The following is an 18,190-nucleotide window of genomic DNA, read 5'->3' as shown; positions in this document are numbered from 1 at the left end:
TAAAAATGCCCGGTGCCGTTCGGTTGCCGGGCATTCTCCCATCTTCAGAACCTTCTGGTTTTTCATCCGCTTTCAGTCAGTTAGCCTAAAATGGTTAGGTCGATAACGAAATTCAACTGAGAGCAGGGGAAAACACCATGCAAAATAAATTACTGATCGCTTCCGTTCTGGCTGCCACGACAATGTTCACCGTTGCGGGCTGTTCGTCTAATCAGGCCGTAAAAACCACCGATGGCAAAACCATTGTCACCGACGGCAAACCGCAGGTAGATGACGATACCGGTCTGGTGTCATATAAAAACGCCGAAACCGGTCAAACCGAGCAGATTAACCGTGACCAGGTGAAATCCATGGGCGAGCTGGATAACTAATTCAGAATTCTGACGTAAGCCCGTCAATAATATTCACTATTAGCCTGTTGAATTACTGACTACACTCTTTTGTTAAAAGAAAGCAGTAACAACAGGCTAATCAATGATTCTGATAATTTATGCCCATCCTTATCCGCAGCACTCGCATGCGAATAAGCGGATGCTTGAGCAGGTAAGGACGCTTGATAACGTAGAGATACGTTCCCTCTATCAACTCTATCCCGATTTTAATATCGATATCGCCGCCGAACAGGAGGCGCTCTCCCGTGCCGATCTGATTATCTGGCAGCATCCAATGCAGTGGTACAGTACGCCCCCGCTCCTGAAGCTGTGGATTGATAAAGTCTTCTCCCACGGCTGGGCGTATGGCCACAACGGCAATGCGCTAAAAGGAAAAAGCCTGATGTGGGCGGTCACCACCGGCGGTGGGGAAAGCCATTTTGATATCGGTTCCTTCCCGGGTTTTGACGTCCTGGCGCAGCCGCTGCAGGCGACTGCGCTCTATTGCGGTCTGAACTGGCTCCCGCCGTTTGCGATGCACTGCACGTTTGTTTGCGACGATGAAACGCTGCAGGCGCAGGCTCGCCATTATAAACAACGCTTACTTGAGTGGCAGGAGGCGCACCATGGATAGCCATACGCTGATACAGGCGCTGATTTACCTCGGCGCAGCGGCGCTGATTGTGCCCGTGGCGGTCCGCCTGGGGCTGGGCTCGGTGCTCGGCTACCTGATTGCGGGCTGCGTCATTGGGCCGTGGGGCTTTAGACTGGTCACGGATGCCGAGGCGATTCTCCATTTCGCTGAGATTGGCGTGGTGCTGATGCTGTTTGTGATTGGCCTGGAGCTCGACCCGCAGCGGCTGTGGAAGCTTCGCGCCTCGGTATTTGGCGGTGGTGCGCTGCAGATGGTGGCCTGCGGCCTGCTGCTGGGTGGGTTCTGCATCCTGTTGGGTATGGACTGGAAAGTGGCAGAGCTCATCGGCATGACGCTGGCGCTCTCCTCGACAGCGATTGCCATGCAGGCGATGAACGAGCGAAATCTGACGGTCTCCCAGATGGGACGCAGCGCGTTCTCGGTGCTGCTATTCCAGGACATTGCCGCTATCCCGCTGGTGGCGATGATCCCGCTGCTGGCGGCCAGCGGTTCCTCTACCACGCTGGGCGCTTTCGCGCTGTCGGCGCTGAAGGTGGCGGGCGCGCTGGCGCTGGTGGTGCTGCTTGGTCGCTACGTCACCCGCCCGCTGCTGCGGTTTGTCGCCCGCTCTGGCCTGCGCGAAGTGTTCAGCGCCGTGGCGCTGTTCCTGGTGTTTGGCTTCGGTCTGCTGCTGGAGGAGGCCGGGCTGTCGATGGCGATGGGGGCGTTCCTCGCAGGCGTTCTGCTGGCGAGCTCTGAATACCGTCACGCGCTGGAAAGCGATATCGAGCCGTTCAAAGGGTTGCTGCTGGGTCTGTTTTTCATCGGCGTCGGGATGTCCGTCGACTTCGGCACGCTGGTGACGCATCCGCTGCGGATCGTCATCCTGCTCGTCGGCTTCCTGGTCATTAAAATGGTGATGCTGTGGCTGATTGCTCGCCCACTGAACGTGCCGGGCAGGCAGCGCCGCTGGTTCGCCGTGCTGCTGGGGCAGGGGAGTGAATTTGCGTTCGTGGTCTTTGGCGCCGCGCAGATGGCAAACGTGCTCGATCCCGAGTGGGCGAAGGCGCTGACGCTGGCGGTCGCCCTGTCGATGGCGGCGACGCCTGTGCTGCTGGTGGTACTGACGCGCCTGGAAAAATCGGGCAGCGAGCAGGAGCGCGAGGCCGACGAGATCGACGAGGAGCAGCCGCGCGTCATCATCGCCGGATTTGGCCGCTACGGGCAGATCGTCGGCCGCTTACTGCTGTCGAGCGGAGTGAAAATGGTCATCCTCGATCACGATCCCGACCATGTCGATACCCTGCGTAAATTCGATATGAAGGTGTTTTACGGGGATGCGACCCGCGTCGATCTGCTGGAATCTGCCGGGGCGGCAAAAGCCGAGGTGTTGATTAACGCCATTGACGATCCGGAAACCAGCATGCAGATGGTGGAGCTGGTAAAAGAGCATTTCCCGGCGCTGACTATTATCTCCCGCGCGCGCGATGTGGATCACTACATCCGGCTGCGGCAGGCGGGCGTAGACGCGCCGGAGCGTGAAACCTTCGAAGGTGCGCTGAAGTCTGGCCGCATGGCGCTGGAAAACCTGGGGCTCGGCGCGTATGAAGCACGCGAACGGGCAGACCTGTTCCGCCGCTTTAATACCGAGATGGTCGAAGAGATGGCGGCGATGGCCGGCAGTACCGCCACCGAGCGTGCGGCGGTGTTCAAACGCACCAGCGCGATGCTGACGGAAATCATTAACGAGGACCGTAACCACCTGTCGCTGATCCAGCGTCATGGCTGGCAGGGCACGGAAGAGGGCAAGCATACCGGCGATCCGGCTGACGAGCCCGAGAGTAAACCTTCCGCGTGAAGTGGAGTTGCCAGCAATATTAAAAAATTTCTTTATCTTTACCCTGCCGCCAGTCGACGAAAGATTAAGCTTTCCGTATAGTGGCGGCAATTTTTTGCATCCGGGAAATTTTCAATGATCAGTCTGATTGCAGCGCTGGCGGTGGACCGCGTTATCGGTATGGAAAATGCCATGCCGTGGAACCTGCCTGCCGATCTCGCATGGTTTAAACGTACTACGTTAAACAAGCCGGTAGTGATGGGCCGCCTGACCTGGGAGTCGATTGGTCGTCCATTGCCGGGCCGTAAGAATATCGTTATCAGCAGCCAGCCGGGCACTGACGATCGCGTCGAATGGGTAAAATCAGTAGACGAGGCGATTGCTGCATGCGGCAATGCCGAAGAGATCATGGTGATCGGCGGTGGGCGCGTGTACGAGCAGTTCCTGCCAAAAGCGCAGAAGCTGTATCTGACCCACATTGATGCAGAAGTGGAAGGGGATACTCATTTCCCGGACTACGATCCGGACGAGTGGGAATCGGTATTCAGCGAATTCCACGACGCGGATGCACAGAACTCCCACAGCTACTGCTTCGAGATTCTGGAACGTCGTTAAGTGATTTTCCCTCTCCCGGCCGGGAGAGGGAATTACGTATCAGGAGGCAACGGCCTCGCTTTCCCCCAGGTCCAGCTGTCGGTTGGACGGCTGCACAAAGTAAGCTTTATCTTCCCAGCGTAAGCAGGTTAACTCTCCGCCCCAGCAGCATCCGGTATCCAGACCGTAAATCCCTTCCGGTGTGCCTTTTCCTTCCAGTGCAGCCCAGTGGCCAAATACCACGCTGTACTCGCTTGTCACCGGTCCCGGAATGGCAAACCACGGCTTGAGCGGCGCGGGCGCGCTCTCCGGCGTCTCTTTGGAATACATATCCAGCTGTCCGTTCGGGAAGCAGAAGCGCATGCGGGTGAACGCGTTGGTGATAAAGCGCAGACGGGCCAGACCGCTGAGATCCTCGCTCCAGTGGTTCGGCATATCGCCGTACATGGCATCGAGGAAGAAAGGATACGAGTCGCTTGCCAGCACCGCCTCAACGTCACGCGCGCAGGTTTTCGCCGTCTCAAGATCCCATTGCGGGGTGATCCCGGCATGCGCCATGACCAGCTTTTTCTCTTCGTCGATCTGCAGCAGGGGCTGACGGCGCAGCCAGTTAATCAGATCGTCCGCGTCCGGCGCATCCAGCAGTGGGGTGAGGCGATCTTTAGGTTTGTTGCGGCTGATCCCGGCGAAAACCGCCAGCAGATGCAGATCGTGATTGCCCAGCACCATGCGGACGCTGTCGCCCAGCGATTTGACGAAACGTAATACTTCAAGGGAGCCGGGGCCACGCGCGACTAAATCGCCCGTCAGCCAGAGCGTGTCCTGTCCTGGCGTAAAGTCGACCTGTTTTAATAATGCGATCAGTTCATCGTAGCAACCGTGAACGTCGCCAATCAGATATGTAGACATTAGATTAATGAATGAGTGTAGTTACGGCGAGACGGAACACAGGAATGGCAACGCGGAAATCATTGCCATCGACGTCGACCATTTCATAATGGCCTTGCATGGTACCCATCGGCGTTTCAATCACCGCGCCGCTGGTGTACTGGTACTCTTCGCCAGGGGCGATGTGGGGCTGTTCACCGACCACACCTTCGCCCTGAACTTCGATTTCGCGGCCATTGCCGTTAGTGATAAGCCAGTAGCGCCCGCGCAGCTGCACGGGCATCCGCCCCAGATTGCGAATGGTCACGGTGTAAGCAAAAACAAAACGTTCTTCGTCCGGTGAGGACTGTGATTCAACATAGACGCTTTGTACATGGACACATACGCGGGGCGAATCAATCATGGCTTAACTCTCCTTCGGCGGCGCATTATCGCTGATGTAATTAGCCAGCTTGCAGTACTGCTCTACGGAAATGTTCTCCGCACGCATTGCCGGGTCGATCCCCAGCTCGGCTAACACCTCAACGGTAAACGAATTGCTCAGGCTGTTACGGATCGTTTTACGGCGCTGGTTAAAGGCTTCTGTGGTAATGCGGCTCAGTACGCGCAGATCTTTAACCGGATACGGTTTCGTCTTGTGCGGCACAAGGCGCACAACCGCTGAATCCACTTTCGGTGGTGGTGTGAACGCTGACGGCGGTACTTCGAGTACCGGGATCACGTTGCAGTAATACTGTGCCATCACGCTTAAACGACCATACGCTTTACTGTTCGGGCCTGCAACCAGACGGTTAACAACCTCTTTTTGCAACATGAAGTGCATGTCGGCAATGGCATCAGTATAGCTAAAGAGGTGGAACATGAGCGGCGTGGAGATGTTGTACGGCAGGTTGCCGAACACGCGCAGCGGCTGGCCCATTTTTTCGGACAGCTCGCCAAAGTTCATGGTCATGGCGTCCTGCTGATAGATGGTCAGCTTCGGCCCGAGGAACGGGTGCGTTTGCAGGCGTGCGGCCAGATCGCGGTCCAGTTCGATGACGGTCAGCTCGTCGAGGCGTTCGCCTACCGGCTCGGTCAGCGCGGCAAGGCCCGGGCCGATTTCGACCATCGCCTGACCTTTTTGCGGATTAATAGCCGAGACAATGCTTTCGATCACGAACTGATCGTTAAGGAAGTTTTGCCCGAAACGTTTACGGGCTAAGTGGCCCTGATGGACTCGATTAGTCATTGAGTATTAACAATCATTTTGATGGCGAGATTAAGCGCCGTAATAAAACTGCCGACATCCGCTTTCCCCAGGCCTGCCAGATCCAGCGCAGTACCGTGGTCAACGGACGTTCGAATAAAGGGTAAACCGAGGGTGATATTCACCCCGCGGCCAAAGCCCTGGTATTTTAGCACGGGCAGGCCCTGATCGTGGTACATCGCGAGCACGGCGTCGGCATTATCCAGGTATTTCGGCTGGAAAAGGGTATCTGCAGGCAGCGGCCCGCTGAGGTTCATCCCCTTCGCCCGCATTTCGTTGAGTACCGGAATGATGGTGTCGATCTCTTCGGTGCCCATGTGCCCGCCTTCACCGGCGTGCGGATTCAGGCCGCAGACCAGCACGTGCGGCTGCGGGATCCCAAACTTTGTCTGCAGATCGTGGTGCAAAATCCCGATGATCTCGCGCAGGAGCTCAGGGGTGATCGCATCAGGAATGGCTTTGATCGGCAGATGGGTAGTCACCAGCGCAACGCGCATTTCCTCCGTCGCCAGCATCATCACCACTTTCGGGCTGTGCGAGCGCTCTTCGAAGAACTCTGTATGCCCGGTAAAGGGTATACCCGCTTCGTTGATAACGCCTTTGTGGACGGGGCCGGTGATCAGGGCGGCAAATTCGCCCTTCAGGCAACCGTCGCAGGCGCGCGCCAGGGTTTCAACGACATAGTGGCCGTTTTCCGTGCTGAGCTGGCCCGGAATAACCGGCGTACGAAGGGGAACAGAAAGAAGGGTGAGCGTACCGGCTTGCTGCGGTGCTGGCTGTTGGCCTTCAACGTAAGGGATGAGCGTTAAAGGCAGACCGAGCAGCGTTGCCCGGTCTTGTAACAGTGTTGCATCGGCGCAGACAACCAGCTCTACCGGCCAGCTGCGCTGGGCGAGCTGAACAACGAGGTCAGGTCCAATCCCGGCGGGTTCGCCGGGCGTGATAACAACACGATGCTGTTTCATTAGTTGCTCAGAACTTTCACGTAAGCGCTGGCGCGTTGTTCCTGCATCCAGGTTGCGGCTTCTTCAGAGAACTTACGGTTAAACAGCATACGGTAGGCTCTGTCTTTCTGTGCCGCATCCGTTTTATCAACGTTACGGGTGTCCATCAGCTCGATCAGATGCCAGCCAAATGAAGAGTGGACCGGCGCGCTGATCTGGCCTTTGTTCAGCTTCATCAACGCGTCGCGGAAGGCAGGATCGTAAATATCCGCAGCCGCCCAGCCCAGATCGCCGCCCTGGTTAGCAGAGCCTGGATCCTGAGAGAACTCTTTTGCTGCCTTCGCAAATGAGGTTTTACCGCTCTTAATGTCAGCTGCGATCTGTTCCAGCTTCACACGCGCCTGATCGTCAGTCATGATCGGTGACGGTTTCAGAAGTATGTGGCGAGCGTGAACTTCGGTGACGGAGATATTTTGGCTCTGGCCGCGCAGATCGTTCACCTTCAGAATGTGGAAGCCCACGCCTGAACGAATAGGACCAACGATATCCCCTTTCTTCGCCGTGCTCAGCGCCTGGGCAAAGATAGATGGCAGCTCCTGAATACGTCCCCAGCCCATCTGGCCGCCTTTCAGCGCCTGTTGGTCAGCGGAGTAGGTGATTGCCAGCTTGCCAAAGTCGCCGCCGTTACGCGCCTGTTCAACAATCGAACGCGCCTGGCTTTCTGCTTCCGCAGCCTGATCTGACGTTGGGTTCTCTGGCAGTGGGATCAGAATGTGGCTCAGGTTCAGCTCTGTGCTCGCATCGTTCTGGTTGCCCACCTGTTTTGCCAGCGCGTCCACTTCCTGAGGCAGGATGGTGACGCGGCGACGCACTTCGTTGTTACGCACTTCCGAAATCAGCATCTCTTTACGGATCTGGTTACGGTAGGTGGCGTAGCTGATGCCGTCATAGGCCAGACGGCTGCGCATCTGGTCTAAAGACATATTGTTCTGCTTCGCGATGTTAGCGATCGCCTGATCGAGCTGCTCGTCAGTGATCTTCACACCCATTTTCTGCCCCATCTGCAGAACGATCTGATCCATGATCAGACGCTCCAGGATCTGGTGGCGCAGCGTGGCGTCATCAGGAAGCTGTTGACCGGCTTCGCCCGAATTGAGCTTCACCGATTTCATCAGACCGTCAACGTCACTTTCAAGCACGACGCCGTTGTTAACCACAGCAGCGACTTTATCAACAACCTGGGGGGCGGCGAAGCTGGTATTCGCAACCATAGCGACACCGAGCAGCAGCGTTTTCCAGTTCTTCATACTTTTTCCATTTCAATTAACCGCAAAGCGGATTACGTTGCAAATCAAGCACATTACAAGGCGCTACTGTACGGCAGAATATTCGAGCGCAGCATTTTCTGCGTACCCAGACCGTAGTTGGAACTCAGGCCGCGTAACTCGAAGTTAAAGCCAATCACGTTATCGTATTTGCTCTGATTGTTTTCACTGTTCCAGCCGTTAAGCTTGCGTTCGTAGCCGACACGCAGCGCGTAACAGCAGGAGTTATATTGCAGACCCACCATCTGGTCAGCAGGTTTATTGGCGTTAGTGTCAAAGTAGTAAGCGCCTACGATTGACCAGCGGTCGGCGATTGGCCAACTCGCTGCGCCACCCACCTGCGAAATACCGTCTTTATACTGCTCTGCAGTACCATAGTTTGGTAACGTCGCCTGAATATATTCCGGGCTGGCATAACGATAGGTCAACTGCACCATACGATCTTCATCCCGGCGGTACTCAATCGCCGCCGTACTGTTGGCGATATTGTCGAGACGGGTGTCATATTGCACGCCACCGCGAAGACCCCAACGATCGGTCATACGCCAGTAGGTATCACCAGCCCAAATCAGCGAACCTGTCTTGTTATCTTTCTCCCACTTAATATTGTCATCGCCCGTGCGAGACTCGGTGAAATAGTAGATTTGACCAACAGAAACGTTAAAACGTTCAACGGCAGCGTCATCATAAACGCGTGATGTGACCCCGGTCGTTAACTGGTTCGCTGAGGCGATGCGGTCAAGGCCACCGTAGGTACGGTCGCGGAACAGGCCGCTGTAATCAGATTGCAGTAAAGAGGAGTCATAGTTATTGATGTTGCTCTGATCGCGATAAGGCACGTACAGGTACTGCATACGTGGCTCCAGCGTCTGGGTATAGCCATCCGCCAGAAGTCCCATATTGCGTTCGAAGATCAGCTTACCGTCCATTTTGAACTGTGGAAGCGTACGGTTTACGCTTTCCTCAAGATGAGCGTTGTTGCTGGTGTTGTAATCATCAATATTTTTTTGCTGATAGTGTGTCGCCATCAGCTTGGCTTCCGTGTTCAGGCTTGCCCAGTCATTCGACCATGGCAAGTTGATGACGGGCTCCAGGTGAACTCGGGTGGCTTCCGGCATATTGGAATTGGTGTTTACAAAATGCACCGCCTGACCATAAATACGGGTGTCGAACGGACCCACGTCATTCTGGTACCAGTTAACGTCCAGCTGCGGCTCGGCACCATAGGTACTCGCGGTCTGGCTGGAGAACACCTGGAACTGCTTGTTGGTTACCGTCGCATCGAAGTTCTGCACCGCATAGCCAACGCTGAAGATCTGCGTGGCATAACCGTCGGTACTCGAACCGTATTTTGACGAGAAATCGTTGAAGTAGTTCGGGTCACTGACCTTGGTGTAGTTAACGTTAAAACGCCAGACCTGATCCATTACCCCGGAATGCTGCCAGAAATACATCCAACGGTGTTTATCGCCTTCGGTCGGATGCTCGTCCTGGAAGACTTTATCCGACGGCAGATAATCCAGCTCCATCAGACCCGCACCGGCGTGGGTCAGATAGCGGAACTCGTTCTCCCACATGATGTTGCCGCGCTTGTGAATATAGTGCGGCGTGATCGTCGCATCCATGTTTGGCGCGATGTTCCAGTAATACGGCAGGTAGAACTCAAAGTAGTTCGTGGTGCTGTATTTGGCATTCGGGATCAGGAAACCGGAGCGGCGTTTGTCACCGACGGGAAGCTGTAGATAAGGGCTGTAGAATATGGGAACAGGGCCCAGCTTAAAGCGGGCGTTCCAGATCTCTGCGACCTGTTCTTCGCGGTCATGGATAACTTCGCTACCGACCACGCTCCAGGTATTGGAACCCGGCAGACATGACGTGAACGTACCGTTTTCCAGGATCGTATAGCGGTTTTCACCGCGCTGTTTCATCAGGTCTGCGTCACCGCGCCCCTGGCGACCCACCATCTGGTAATCACCTTTCCAGACGTTAGTATCTTTAGTATTCAGGTTTGACCAGGCTTTCGGACCTTTCAGGATGACCTGATTGTCGTCATAGTGCACATTACCCAGCGCATCCACCGTTCGTACCGGCTCGGCCGCACCTTCCGGCTGTTTCTGGTGCAGCTGCACTTCGTCTGCCTGCAGGCGGCTATTGCCCTGGTTAATATCGACATTGCCCGTAAAGGTGGCATTGTCAGGGTAAGTCCCTTTCGAACTGTCGGCAGTAATGGTTACCGGCAAGCTATTTGTATCGCCACTCACCAGTGGGCGATTATAACTTGGAACGCCAAGCATACACTGCGAGGCGAGATCGGCCGCCAGCCCCTGTTGACTGTACAGGGCGGAGCCAATCATTGTGGCCAGGAGGGTGGGGATACGTTTTTTCATACGTTGTATTTTATTGTTCCGTCATCAGTGGCTACGGCTTACAAACGCTCAGAGACTATCTTACTCATCTGCGCAGTACCAGCGTTAATCCTGCCCGTTTGCGTGCCAGAGTGTTAGGCTCGCTATCGAATGACGAGTATGATAAAGCAAATTATAGGCGATGTCCTTCAATTGACCGTGACTTGAACACAGTGATGATGACGTTGCGTCGGCAAGGAATATGACTATCCGGGGAGTATATGCAGTATTGGGGTAAAATAATCGGCGTTGCGTTCGCCATCATCATGGGTGCCGGGTTCTGGGGGATTGTGCTTGGGCTTATTATCGGCCATATGTTTGATAAGGCGCGCAGCCGCAAAATGGCCTGGTTTGCCAATCAGCGCGAGCGTCAGTCACTCTTTTTCTCCACCACCTTTGAGGTCATGGGGCACTTAACCAAATCCAAAGGGCGTGTCACAGAAGCCGATATTCAGATTGCCAGCGTCTTTATGGATCGCATGAATCTGCACGGCGACTCCCGTCTGGAAGCGCAAAATGCGTTTCGCATCGGTAAGTCGGATAATTATCCGCTTCGCGAAAAAATGCGTCAGTTCCGCAGCATCTGCTTTGGACGTTTTGATTTAATTCGGATGTTTCTGGAAATTCAAATCCAGGCGGCTTTCGCAGACGGTTCACTTCACCCTAATGAACGTGACGTGCTGTACGTCATTGCGGAAGAGCTGGGCATCTCCCGCATGCAGTTCGACCAGTTCCTGCGCATGATGCAGGGCGGGGCGCAGTTTGGCGGCGGCTATCACCAGCAGTCGTCCGGCGGTGCCTGGCAGCAGGCGCAGCGTGGTCCGACGCTGGAAGACGCCTGCAACGTGCTTGGCGTTAAGCCCTCTGACGATCAGACCACGATTAAACGTGCCTATCGTAAGCTCATGAGCGAACACCATCCGGACAAACTGGTCGCGAAAGGCTTACCGCCAGAGATGATGGAGATGGCGAAGCAAAAAGCGCAGGAAATCCAGAAGGCGTACGAGCTCATTAAAGAGAAGAAAGGTTTCAAATAAAAAAAGCCCGACGATGTCGGGCTTTTTTTTAGAAGTCCACCGGGGCTTTAAACGTCATCGCGTTACCGAAGGCCGGATGGGTGATGGTGAGCGTCTGCGCGTGCAGCTGCAGACGTGGCGCTAAGGCCAGCGCTTCAGGCGGCGCGTAAAACCTGTCGCCCAAAATCGGATGACCCAGGGCGAGCATATGCACGCGCAGCTGGTGCGAACGTCCGGTAATCGGCTTAAGCAGGACGCGCGCGGTATTATCCGGCGCGTACTCCAGCACTTCGTACTCGGTCTGCGCGGCCTTGCCGGTTTCGTAACACACCTTCTGCTTAGGCCGGTTTGGCCAGTCGCAGATCAGCGGTAAATCTACCAGCCCTTCCGCCTTTGCGGGGTGGCCCCAGACGCGGGCGATATACTGCTTTTTCGGCTCGCGCTCGCGGAACTGGCGCTTTAACTCGCGTTCCGCCGCTTTGTTCAGCGCCACCACAATCACGCCGCTGGTGGCCATATCCAGGCGATGGACAGACTCCGCCTGCGGATAATCGCGCTGAATGCGCATCATCACGCTGTCCTTGTGCTCGTCCAGACGCCCCGGCACGGACAACAGGCCGCTGGGCTTGTTGACCACCATAATATGTTCATCCTGATACAGAATGACCAGCCAGGGATCCTGAGGCGGATTGTAAGGCTCCATCACCATCTTGCGCTCCGTTTACTGATGCGTCACAACGATAAGACGCAGGGCATCCAGACGCCAGCCAGCCTGATTCAGGCTTTCCAGCACCTGCTGACGGTTGCTTTCAATCGCAGCCAGCTCGTCGTCGCGGATGTTCGGGTTGACCGCTTTTAACGCTTCCAGACGGGACAGCTCCGCAGACAGTTTCTCGTCGGCTTCACTGCGCGCGGCGTCAATCAGCGCTCTGGCCGCTTTTTCAATCTGGGTTTCGCCCAGTTGCAGAATAGCGTGCACATCCTGCTGTACCGCGTTCACCAGCTTGCTGCCCGTATGGCGGTTTACCGCACTCAGCTGTCGGTTGAAACTCTCGAATTCAACCTGTCCCGCCAGGTTCGTGCCGTTTTTATCCAGCAGCAGACGCACCGGTGTTGGCGGCAGGAAGCGGGTGAGCTGCAGCTGTTTCGGCGCCTGCGCTTCCACAACGTAGATCAGCTCCACCAGCAGGGTGCCCACCGGCAGCGCCTTGTTTTTCAACAGGGAGATGGTGCTGCTGCCGGTATCGCCGGAGAGGATCAGGTCCAGACCGTTGCGGATCAGCGGGTGTTCCCAGGTGATAAACTGGGCATCTTCGCGGGACAGCGCCACGTCACGCTCGAAGGTGATGGTACAGCCATCTTCCGGCAGGCCCGGGAAATCCGGAACCAGCATGTGATCGGACGGAGTCAGGACAATCAGGTTCTCGCCGCGGTCGTCCTGGTTGATGCCGACGATATCGAACAGGTTCATGGAGAAGCCGATCAGGCTGGTGTCATCATCCTGTTCTTCAATACTCTCAGCCAGCGCCTGCGCTTTTTCACCGCCGTTGGAGTGGATCTCCAGCAGGCGGTCGCGGCCCTGCTCCAGCTGCGCTTTCAGCGCGTCGTGCTTCTCACGGCAGGACTTGATCAGCTCATCAAACCCTTCCGCGTTTTCCGGCGCGGCCAGGTAGCCGATCAGATCGCCATGCACTTGATCATAAATGGTGCGGCCCGTCGGGCAGGTATGTTCAAACGCGTCCAGACCTTCGTGGAACCAGCGTACCAGCACGGACTGCGCGGTTTTTTCGAGATACGGCACGTGGATCTGAATATCATGCGCCTGGCCGATACGATCCAGACGGCCGATGCGCTGCTCCAGCAGATCCGGGTTAAACGGCAGATCGAACATCACCAGGTTGCTGGCGAACTGGAAGTTACGGCCTTCAGAGCCGATTTCCGAGCACAGCAGAACCTGTGCGCCGCTGTCCTCTTCCCCGAACCACGCCGCGGCGCGGTCGCGCTCGACGATGGACATGCCTTCGTGGAACACGGCGGCGCGAATGCCTTCGCGCTCGCGCAGAACCTGCTCCAGCTGCAGCGCGGTGGCCGCTTTGGCGCAGATCACCAGCACCTTCTGGGAGCGGTGCGCGGTCAGGTAGCCCATCAGCCACTCCACGCGCGGATCGAAGTTCCACCAGGTGCCGGTATCGCCTTCAAACTCCTGGTAGATTTGTTCCGGATAAAGCATGTCGCGGGCGCGCTCTTCCTGGGTTTTGCGCGCACCCATAATGCCGGAGACTTTAATCGCCGTCTGATACTGCGTCGGCAGCGGCAGCTTAATCGTATGCAGCTCGCGTTTCGGGAAGCCTTTGACGCCGTTCCGGGTGTTACGGAACAGCACGCGGCTGGTGCCGTGGCGGTCCATCAGCATGTCGATCAGCTCTTTACGCGCGGATTCCGCGTTGTCGCTGTCGCTGTTCGCAGCCTGCAAAAGCGGCTCGATATCCTGCTCGCCAATCAGATCGCTCAGGGTGTTGAGCTCGTCATCAGAAAGACGCTTGCCCGCCAGCAGCATGGCGACGGCATCCGCGACCGGACGGTAGTTATTCTGTTCTTCCACGAACTGCGCAAAGTCGTGGAAACGGTTTGGATCGAGCAGGCGCAGACGGGCGAAGTGGCTTTCCAGACCCAGCTGCTCCGGCGTTGCGGTCAGCAGCAGGACGCCAGGCACGCGTTCGGCAAGCTGCTCGATAGCCATGTATTCGCGGCTCGGCGCGTCTTCGCTCCAGACCAGGTGGTGCGCTTCGTCAACGACCATAATGTCCCACTCGGCATCGCACAGATGCTCAAGACGCTGCTTGCTGCGGCGCACGAAGTCCAGGGAACAAATGACCAGCTGTTCGGTTTCAAACGGGTTGTCGGCGTCGTGCTGCGCTTCGGCATAGCGTTCATCGTCGAACAGGGAGAAACGCAGGTTAAAGCGGCGCAGCATCTCAACCAGCCACTGGTGCTGCAGGGTTTCTGGCACCACGATCAGCACGCGTTCGGCAGCGCCGGAAAGCAGCTGTTGATGCAGGATCATGCCCGCTTCGATGGTTTTACCCAGACCCACTTCATCTGCCAGCAGCACGCGCGGCGCGTGGCGACGGCCCACGTCGTGGGCGATGTTCAGCTGGTGGGGGATCAGGCTGGTGCGCTGGCCGCGCAGGCCGCTCCACGGCATGCGGTACTGTTCACTCTGGAACTTACGCGCGCGATAGCGCAGGGAGAAGCGATCCATACGGTCGATTTGCCCGGCAAACAGGCGGTCCTGCGGCTTGCTGAACACCAGTTTGCTGTCGAGCAGCACTTCACGCAGGATGACATTGGCTTCATCCGTATCAAGACGAGTACCAATGTAGGCGAGCAGTCCATTCTCTTCTTTTACGTCTTCAATCTTGAGCTGCCAGCCGTCATGGCTGGTCACGGTGTCGCCCGGATTGAACATCACGCGGGTAACAGGGGAGTCATTGCGAGCGTACAGACGGTTTTCACCGGTGGCAGGGAAGAGGAGGGTAACCATACGCGTATCGATTGCTACGACGGTTCCTAGTCCAAGTTCGCTTTCTGTATCGCTGATCCAGCGTTGACCAAGTGTAAAAGGCATAGTTGTTCGGCTCTAATCTTTAATTGCAGGCAATAGTTCGACTACCGTCAAAAAAGACGGTCAACGAAAAATGGGTCCAGGAATGGAAAGGGCGCTATGGTACTGGATGGCAGCCATTTCGTCACGCGTCAAAATAAGCCAAGTTGCCCTGTAACCAGTGTAGCAAAATCATCGTCGATGAAGGGCAAAATTCCGTCGGCAACCGGCTGAAGCTGGCGCGTCAGATAGTGTTCGTAATCGAGAGGAGAGTGCTGATAATCCACGGGTTCCGGGCCGCTAATGGTCCAGACGTATTTGATGATTCCCCGGTTTTGATACTGCGGCGCGCGGCCACGGCGTACGTTTTCCTCATCCGCCAGGCGCGCGGCGCGTACGTGCGGAGGAACGTTGCGCTGGTACTCCGCCAGCGGGCGGCGCAGGCGCTTGCGGTATACCAGCTGCGCGTCAAGTTCGCCCGCCATCAGGCTGGCTATCGTCTCGCGCACGTAGTCCTGATAGGGCTCATTGCGAAACACCCGCAGATAGAGCGTCTGCTGGAACTGCTGCGCCAGCGGCGTCCAGTCGGTACGTACCGTCTCCAGCCCTTTAAAAACCATCCGCTGCGCGTCGCCTTCCTGAATCAGCCCGGCGTAGCGCTTCTTGCTGCCCTGATCGGTGCCGCGAATGGTGGGCATTAAAAAGCGGGCGAAATGGGTTTCAAATTCCAGCTCCAGCGCGCTGCTTAACCGCTCTTTCTGCAAATGTTCCTGCCACCAGTCGTTCACGAAGGCGACCAGCGCTTTGCCGATTTGCGCGGCGTCGTCTTCTGAATGCGCGCCCTTAAGCCACACAAAGGTGGAGTCCGTGTCGCCGTAGATGACGTCATAGCCCCGGGACTCAATCAGCGCTTTGGTCTGGCGCATGATCTCGTGCCCGCGCATGGTGATCGAGGAGGCCAGACGCGGGTCAAAGAAGCGGCAGGCGCTGGTGCCCAGCACGCCGTAAAAGGCGTTCATAATGATTTTCAGCGCCTGTGATAGCGGCTTGTTGCCGTGGCGCTTGGCCTCATCGCGGCCGTGCCAGATGTTTCCCACGATTTCAGGCAGGCAGTGTTTTTCCCGCGAGAAGCGTGCGCCGAGGAAACCTTCGGTGCTGTGCTCATCGTCCGGCTGGGCCATGCCCTCAACCAGCCCGACGGGATCGATCAGGAAGGTACGGATAATCGACGGGTAGAGGCTTTTGTAGTCCAGCACCAGAACGGAGTCATACAATCCTGGCCGGGAGTCCATGACGTAGCCTCCGGGGCTTGCCTGCGGCGGTACGTCCCCGAGGTTGGGGGCGACGTATCCCGCCCGGTGCATGCGCGGAAAATAGAGGTGGCTAAAGGCCGCGACGGAGCCGCCGTGCCTGTCTGCCGCCAGGCCGTTTACCGTCGCGCGCTCCAGCAGGAACGGCATAATCTCGGTTTTGTGGAAAATCTGCGTGACCAGCTCGCAGTCTTTCAGGTTGTAGGTGGCAAGCGCCGGTTTATCTTCATTAAAGCGCCGGTCGATCTCGTCCATTCTGTCCCAGGGGTTGTCGATGGATTTGCCTTCGCCAAGCAGCTCCTGTGCGACCGCTTCGAGGGAGAATGAAGAGAAGTTCCAGAAGGCGGACTTAAGCGCCTCGATGCCGTCGATAATCAGGCGACCGTTGGCCTGCGCGAAAAAAACACCGTTCTTAAAACCGTGTTCTCGCCATTCCAGCTCGCTGTTTCCGCGCCCCAGCAACAGCGGGATGCGGTAGCGCTCGGCGTGCTTTTGCAGCACGCGCAGGTCGAATTGCACCACGTTCCAGCCGATCAGGACGTCGGGGTCGTTGTCTGCAAACCACTGGTTAAGCTTCTCCAGCAGCTGCGGGCGGCTGTTGACGTACTCAAGCCGGAAATCCAGCGCGGACGCATCGCCATTCGGCGGCCCGAGCATATAAACAACCCGATCGCCGCAGCCTTCCAGACCGATGCAGTACAGTTCGCCGTGACGGGTGGTTTCGATATCCAGGGAGACCCACTTCAGCGGCGGGCGGTAGTGCGGATTCGGCTTCAGGCGCGCATTAACGAGGCTGCCGCTCTGCGCGGTGCCGTCTACCCAGACGGGGGCGGTAATAAACCGCTCCATCAGAAAGCGTTCCGGTGGGCGGATATCCGCCTCGTAGAGCGTCACGCCCGCCTCGCGGAGCAGCTTTTCATAGCGCATCAGCTGACGATGGGCGCGACAGTAGAGGCCGTAAACCGGCTGGCGGTGGAAATCCTTCAGCTCAAGCGGGGTGATGCGCCAGCCGTTTTCGCCGCGCAGCAGCTGCTTTACCTTTTCGACGTGGGCTTCAGGAATAAAGGCCACGGATTCCTGCGGGGGCAGCGTAACGTGTAGCGGACCGCTGTCGGTTGCCAGCCAGAACGCGACCTCGGTGCCCTGAGGGGTATCCCGCCAGTGTCGGGTCAGTAAAAAACCTTCTTGCGCCTGCGCCACGCCGTTATCCCAGAAAACAAAACCAGGCCTGATTATAGCCTGGTTAAGATTTTAATGCTGGGTTTATATACAGTTTACTGCCCGTAATAGGCCTTCGCGCCGTGCTTGCGCAGGTAATGCTTATCCAGCAGGGTTTGCTGCATATCCGGCAGCTGCGGCGCCAGCTGGCGACAGAAGATCCCCATATAGGCGACCTCTTCGAGCACGATGGCGTTATGAACCGCGTCCTCTGCGTTTTTACCCCAGGCAAACGGGCCGTGGGAGTGCACCAGCACGCCGGGCATTTGCGCGGCGTCGATACCCTGTTTTTCGAAGGTTTCGACAATCACGTTCCCCGTTTCCCACTCATATTCGCCGTTAATCTCGGCGTCGGTCATCAGACGCGTGCAGGGAATGGTGCCGTAAAAGTAGTCCGCGTGCGTGGTGCCGGTCGCCGGGATGGACTGGCCCGCCTGCGCCCAGATGGTGGCGTGGCGCGAATGGGTATGCACGATGCCGCCGATGGTCGGGAATGACCGATACAGCAGGCGGTGAGTCGGCGTATCGGAGGACGGTTTTTTCTTACCTTCGACCACTTCGCCGGTCTCGAGGCTGACAACGACCATATCGTCTGCGGTCATCACCGTGTAATCCACGCCGGAAGGCTTAATCACGAACACGCCTTTTTCGCGGTCAACGGCGCTGACGTTGCCCCATGTCAGGGTGACCAGATTATGTTTCGGCAGCGCCAGGTTGGCTTCGAGCACCTGACGTTTGAGATCGTCTAACATCGTTATCTCCCTGCCCGGTGAGCGTAGCGTCACCGGGCATTCCGTA

At 56.9% G+C, this 18,190-nt stretch carries 15 protein-coding genes; 5 read left to right on the top strand and 10 right to left on the bottom strand.

Annotated features, from left to right (window positions below; genetic code table 11):
- Window positions 1–137 precede the first annotated feature (137 nt).
- From USF70_RS14235 to folA, 4 genes are all read left to right on the top strand, one after another.
- Window positions 138–371 (top strand): YgdI/YgdR family lipoprotein, encoded by a 234-nt coding sequence (locus USF70_RS14235; protein WP_023310357.1) that lies wholly within the window; start codon window positions 138–140, stop codon window positions 369–371.
- 103 nt (window positions 372–474) lie between these two features.
- Complete coding sequence (gene kefF, locus USF70_RS14230; RefSeq protein ID WP_024907429.1) at window positions 475–1,005, top strand: glutathione-regulated potassium-efflux system oxidoreductase KefF; 531 nt, start codon at window positions 475–477, stop codon at window positions 1,003–1,005.
- Window positions 998–2,863 carry a glutathione-regulated potassium-efflux system protein KefC gene (kefC, locus tag USF70_RS14225; RefSeq protein WP_133550687.1) on the top strand — a complete coding sequence of 622 codons (1,866 nt, stop codon included), beginning with the start codon at window positions 998–1,000 and terminating at the stop codon, window positions 2,861–2,863. The genes kefF and kefC overlap by 8 nt, the downstream gene beginning before the upstream one ends.
- Before the next feature lie 114 nt (window positions 2,864–2,977).
- A complete protein-coding gene (folA, locus tag USF70_RS14220) occupies window positions 2,978–3,457 on the top strand; it encodes a type 3 dihydrofolate reductase (RefSeq protein ID WP_008502023.1) in 480 nt (159 codons plus the stop codon).
- A gap of 39 nt (window positions 3,458–3,496) precedes the next feature.
- Here the strand turns inward: folA and apaH are convergent, their stop codons facing one another.
- From apaH to lptD, 6 genes are read right to left on the bottom strand one after another with little or no spacing between them, the layout of a single operon-like run.
- The gene (apaH, locus tag USF70_RS14215; RefSeq protein ID WP_023310360.1) at window positions 3,497–4,345 is read right to left on the bottom strand and encodes a bis(5'-nucleosyl)-tetraphosphatase (symmetrical) ApaH; all 849 of its coding nucleotides are present in this window, start codon (window positions 4,343–4,345) and stop codon (window positions 3,497–3,499) included.
- Between the two features lie 4 nt (window positions 4,346–4,349).
- Window positions 4,350–4,727, bottom strand: coding sequence for a Co2+/Mg2+ efflux protein ApaG (gene apaG, locus USF70_RS14210; protein ID WP_023310361.1), 378 nt, complete (start codon window positions 4,725–4,727; stop codon window positions 4,350–4,352).
- Between the two features lie 3 nt (window positions 4,728–4,730).
- Window positions 4,731–5,552: a 16S rRNA (adenine(1518)-N(6)/adenine(1519)-N(6))-dimethyltransferase RsmA gene (rsmA, locus tag USF70_RS14205; protein WP_023310362.1), complete on the bottom strand. Its 822-nt coding sequence runs from the start codon at window positions 5,550–5,552 to the stop codon at window positions 4,731–4,733.
- Complete coding sequence (pdxA, locus tag USF70_RS14200; protein ID WP_232938631.1) at window positions 5,549–6,535, bottom strand: 4-hydroxythreonine-4-phosphate dehydrogenase PdxA; 987 nt, start codon at window positions 6,533–6,535, stop codon at window positions 5,549–5,551. The genes rsmA and pdxA overlap by 4 nt, the downstream gene beginning before the upstream one ends.
- A complete protein-coding gene (surA, locus tag USF70_RS14195; RefSeq protein ID WP_033144608.1) occupies window positions 6,535–7,821 on the bottom strand; it encodes a peptidylprolyl isomerase SurA in 1,287 nt (428 codons plus the stop codon). The genes pdxA and surA overlap by 1 nt, the downstream gene beginning before the upstream one ends.
- 53 nt (window positions 7,822–7,874) lie before the next feature.
- The gene (lptD, locus tag USF70_RS14190; protein WP_033144609.1) at window positions 7,875–10,226 is read right to left on the bottom strand and encodes an LPS assembly protein LptD; all 2,352 of its coding nucleotides are present in this window, start codon (window positions 10,224–10,226) and stop codon (window positions 7,875–7,877) included.
- 239 nt (window positions 10,227–10,465) lie between these two features.
- Between lptD and djlA the strand changes: the two genes are divergently transcribed.
- Window positions 10,466–11,281, top strand: coding sequence for a co-chaperone DjlA (djlA, locus tag USF70_RS14185; RefSeq protein WP_008502016.1), 816 nt, complete (start codon window positions 10,466–10,468; stop codon window positions 11,279–11,281).
- A 28-nt stretch (window positions 11,282–11,309) separates the two neighbouring features.
- Here the strand turns inward: djlA and rluA are convergent, their stop codons facing one another.
- From rluA to araD, 4 genes are all read right to left on the bottom strand, one after another.
- Window positions 11,310–11,969, bottom strand: coding sequence for a bifunctional tRNA pseudouridine(32) synthase/23S rRNA pseudouridine(746) synthase RluA (gene rluA / locus USF70_RS14180; RefSeq protein WP_320735723.1), 660 nt, complete (start codon window positions 11,967–11,969; stop codon window positions 11,310–11,312).
- 12 nt (window positions 11,970–11,981) lie between these two features.
- A complete protein-coding gene (gene rapA / locus USF70_RS14175; protein WP_320735722.1) occupies window positions 11,982–14,888 on the bottom strand; it encodes an RNA polymerase-associated protein RapA in 2,907 nt (968 codons plus the stop codon).
- Window positions 14,889–15,016: 128 nt separating this feature from the next.
- The gene (gene polB, locus USF70_RS14170; RefSeq protein WP_320735721.1) at window positions 15,017–17,374 is read right to left on the bottom strand and encodes a DNA polymerase II; all 2,358 of its coding nucleotides are present in this window, start codon (window positions 17,372–17,374) and stop codon (window positions 15,017–15,019) included.
- A 74-nt stretch (window positions 17,375–17,448) separates the two neighbouring features.
- The gene (gene araD / locus USF70_RS14165) at window positions 17,449–18,144 is read right to left on the bottom strand and encodes an L-ribulose-5-phosphate 4-epimerase (RefSeq protein ID WP_039260840.1); all 696 of its coding nucleotides are present in this window, start codon (window positions 18,142–18,144) and stop codon (window positions 17,449–17,451) included.
- Window positions 18,145–18,190 lie beyond the last annotated feature (46 nt).

It is taken from the genome of Enterobacter sp. 237C8 (assembly GCF_034106865.1).
Classification (GTDB): domain Bacteria; phylum Pseudomonadota; class Gammaproteobacteria; order Enterobacterales; family Enterobacteriaceae; genus Enterobacter; species Enterobacter asburiae_B.
The sequence above is the reverse complement of the archived record's forward strand: the minus strand, read 5'-3'. Positions and strand labels throughout refer to the sequence as shown.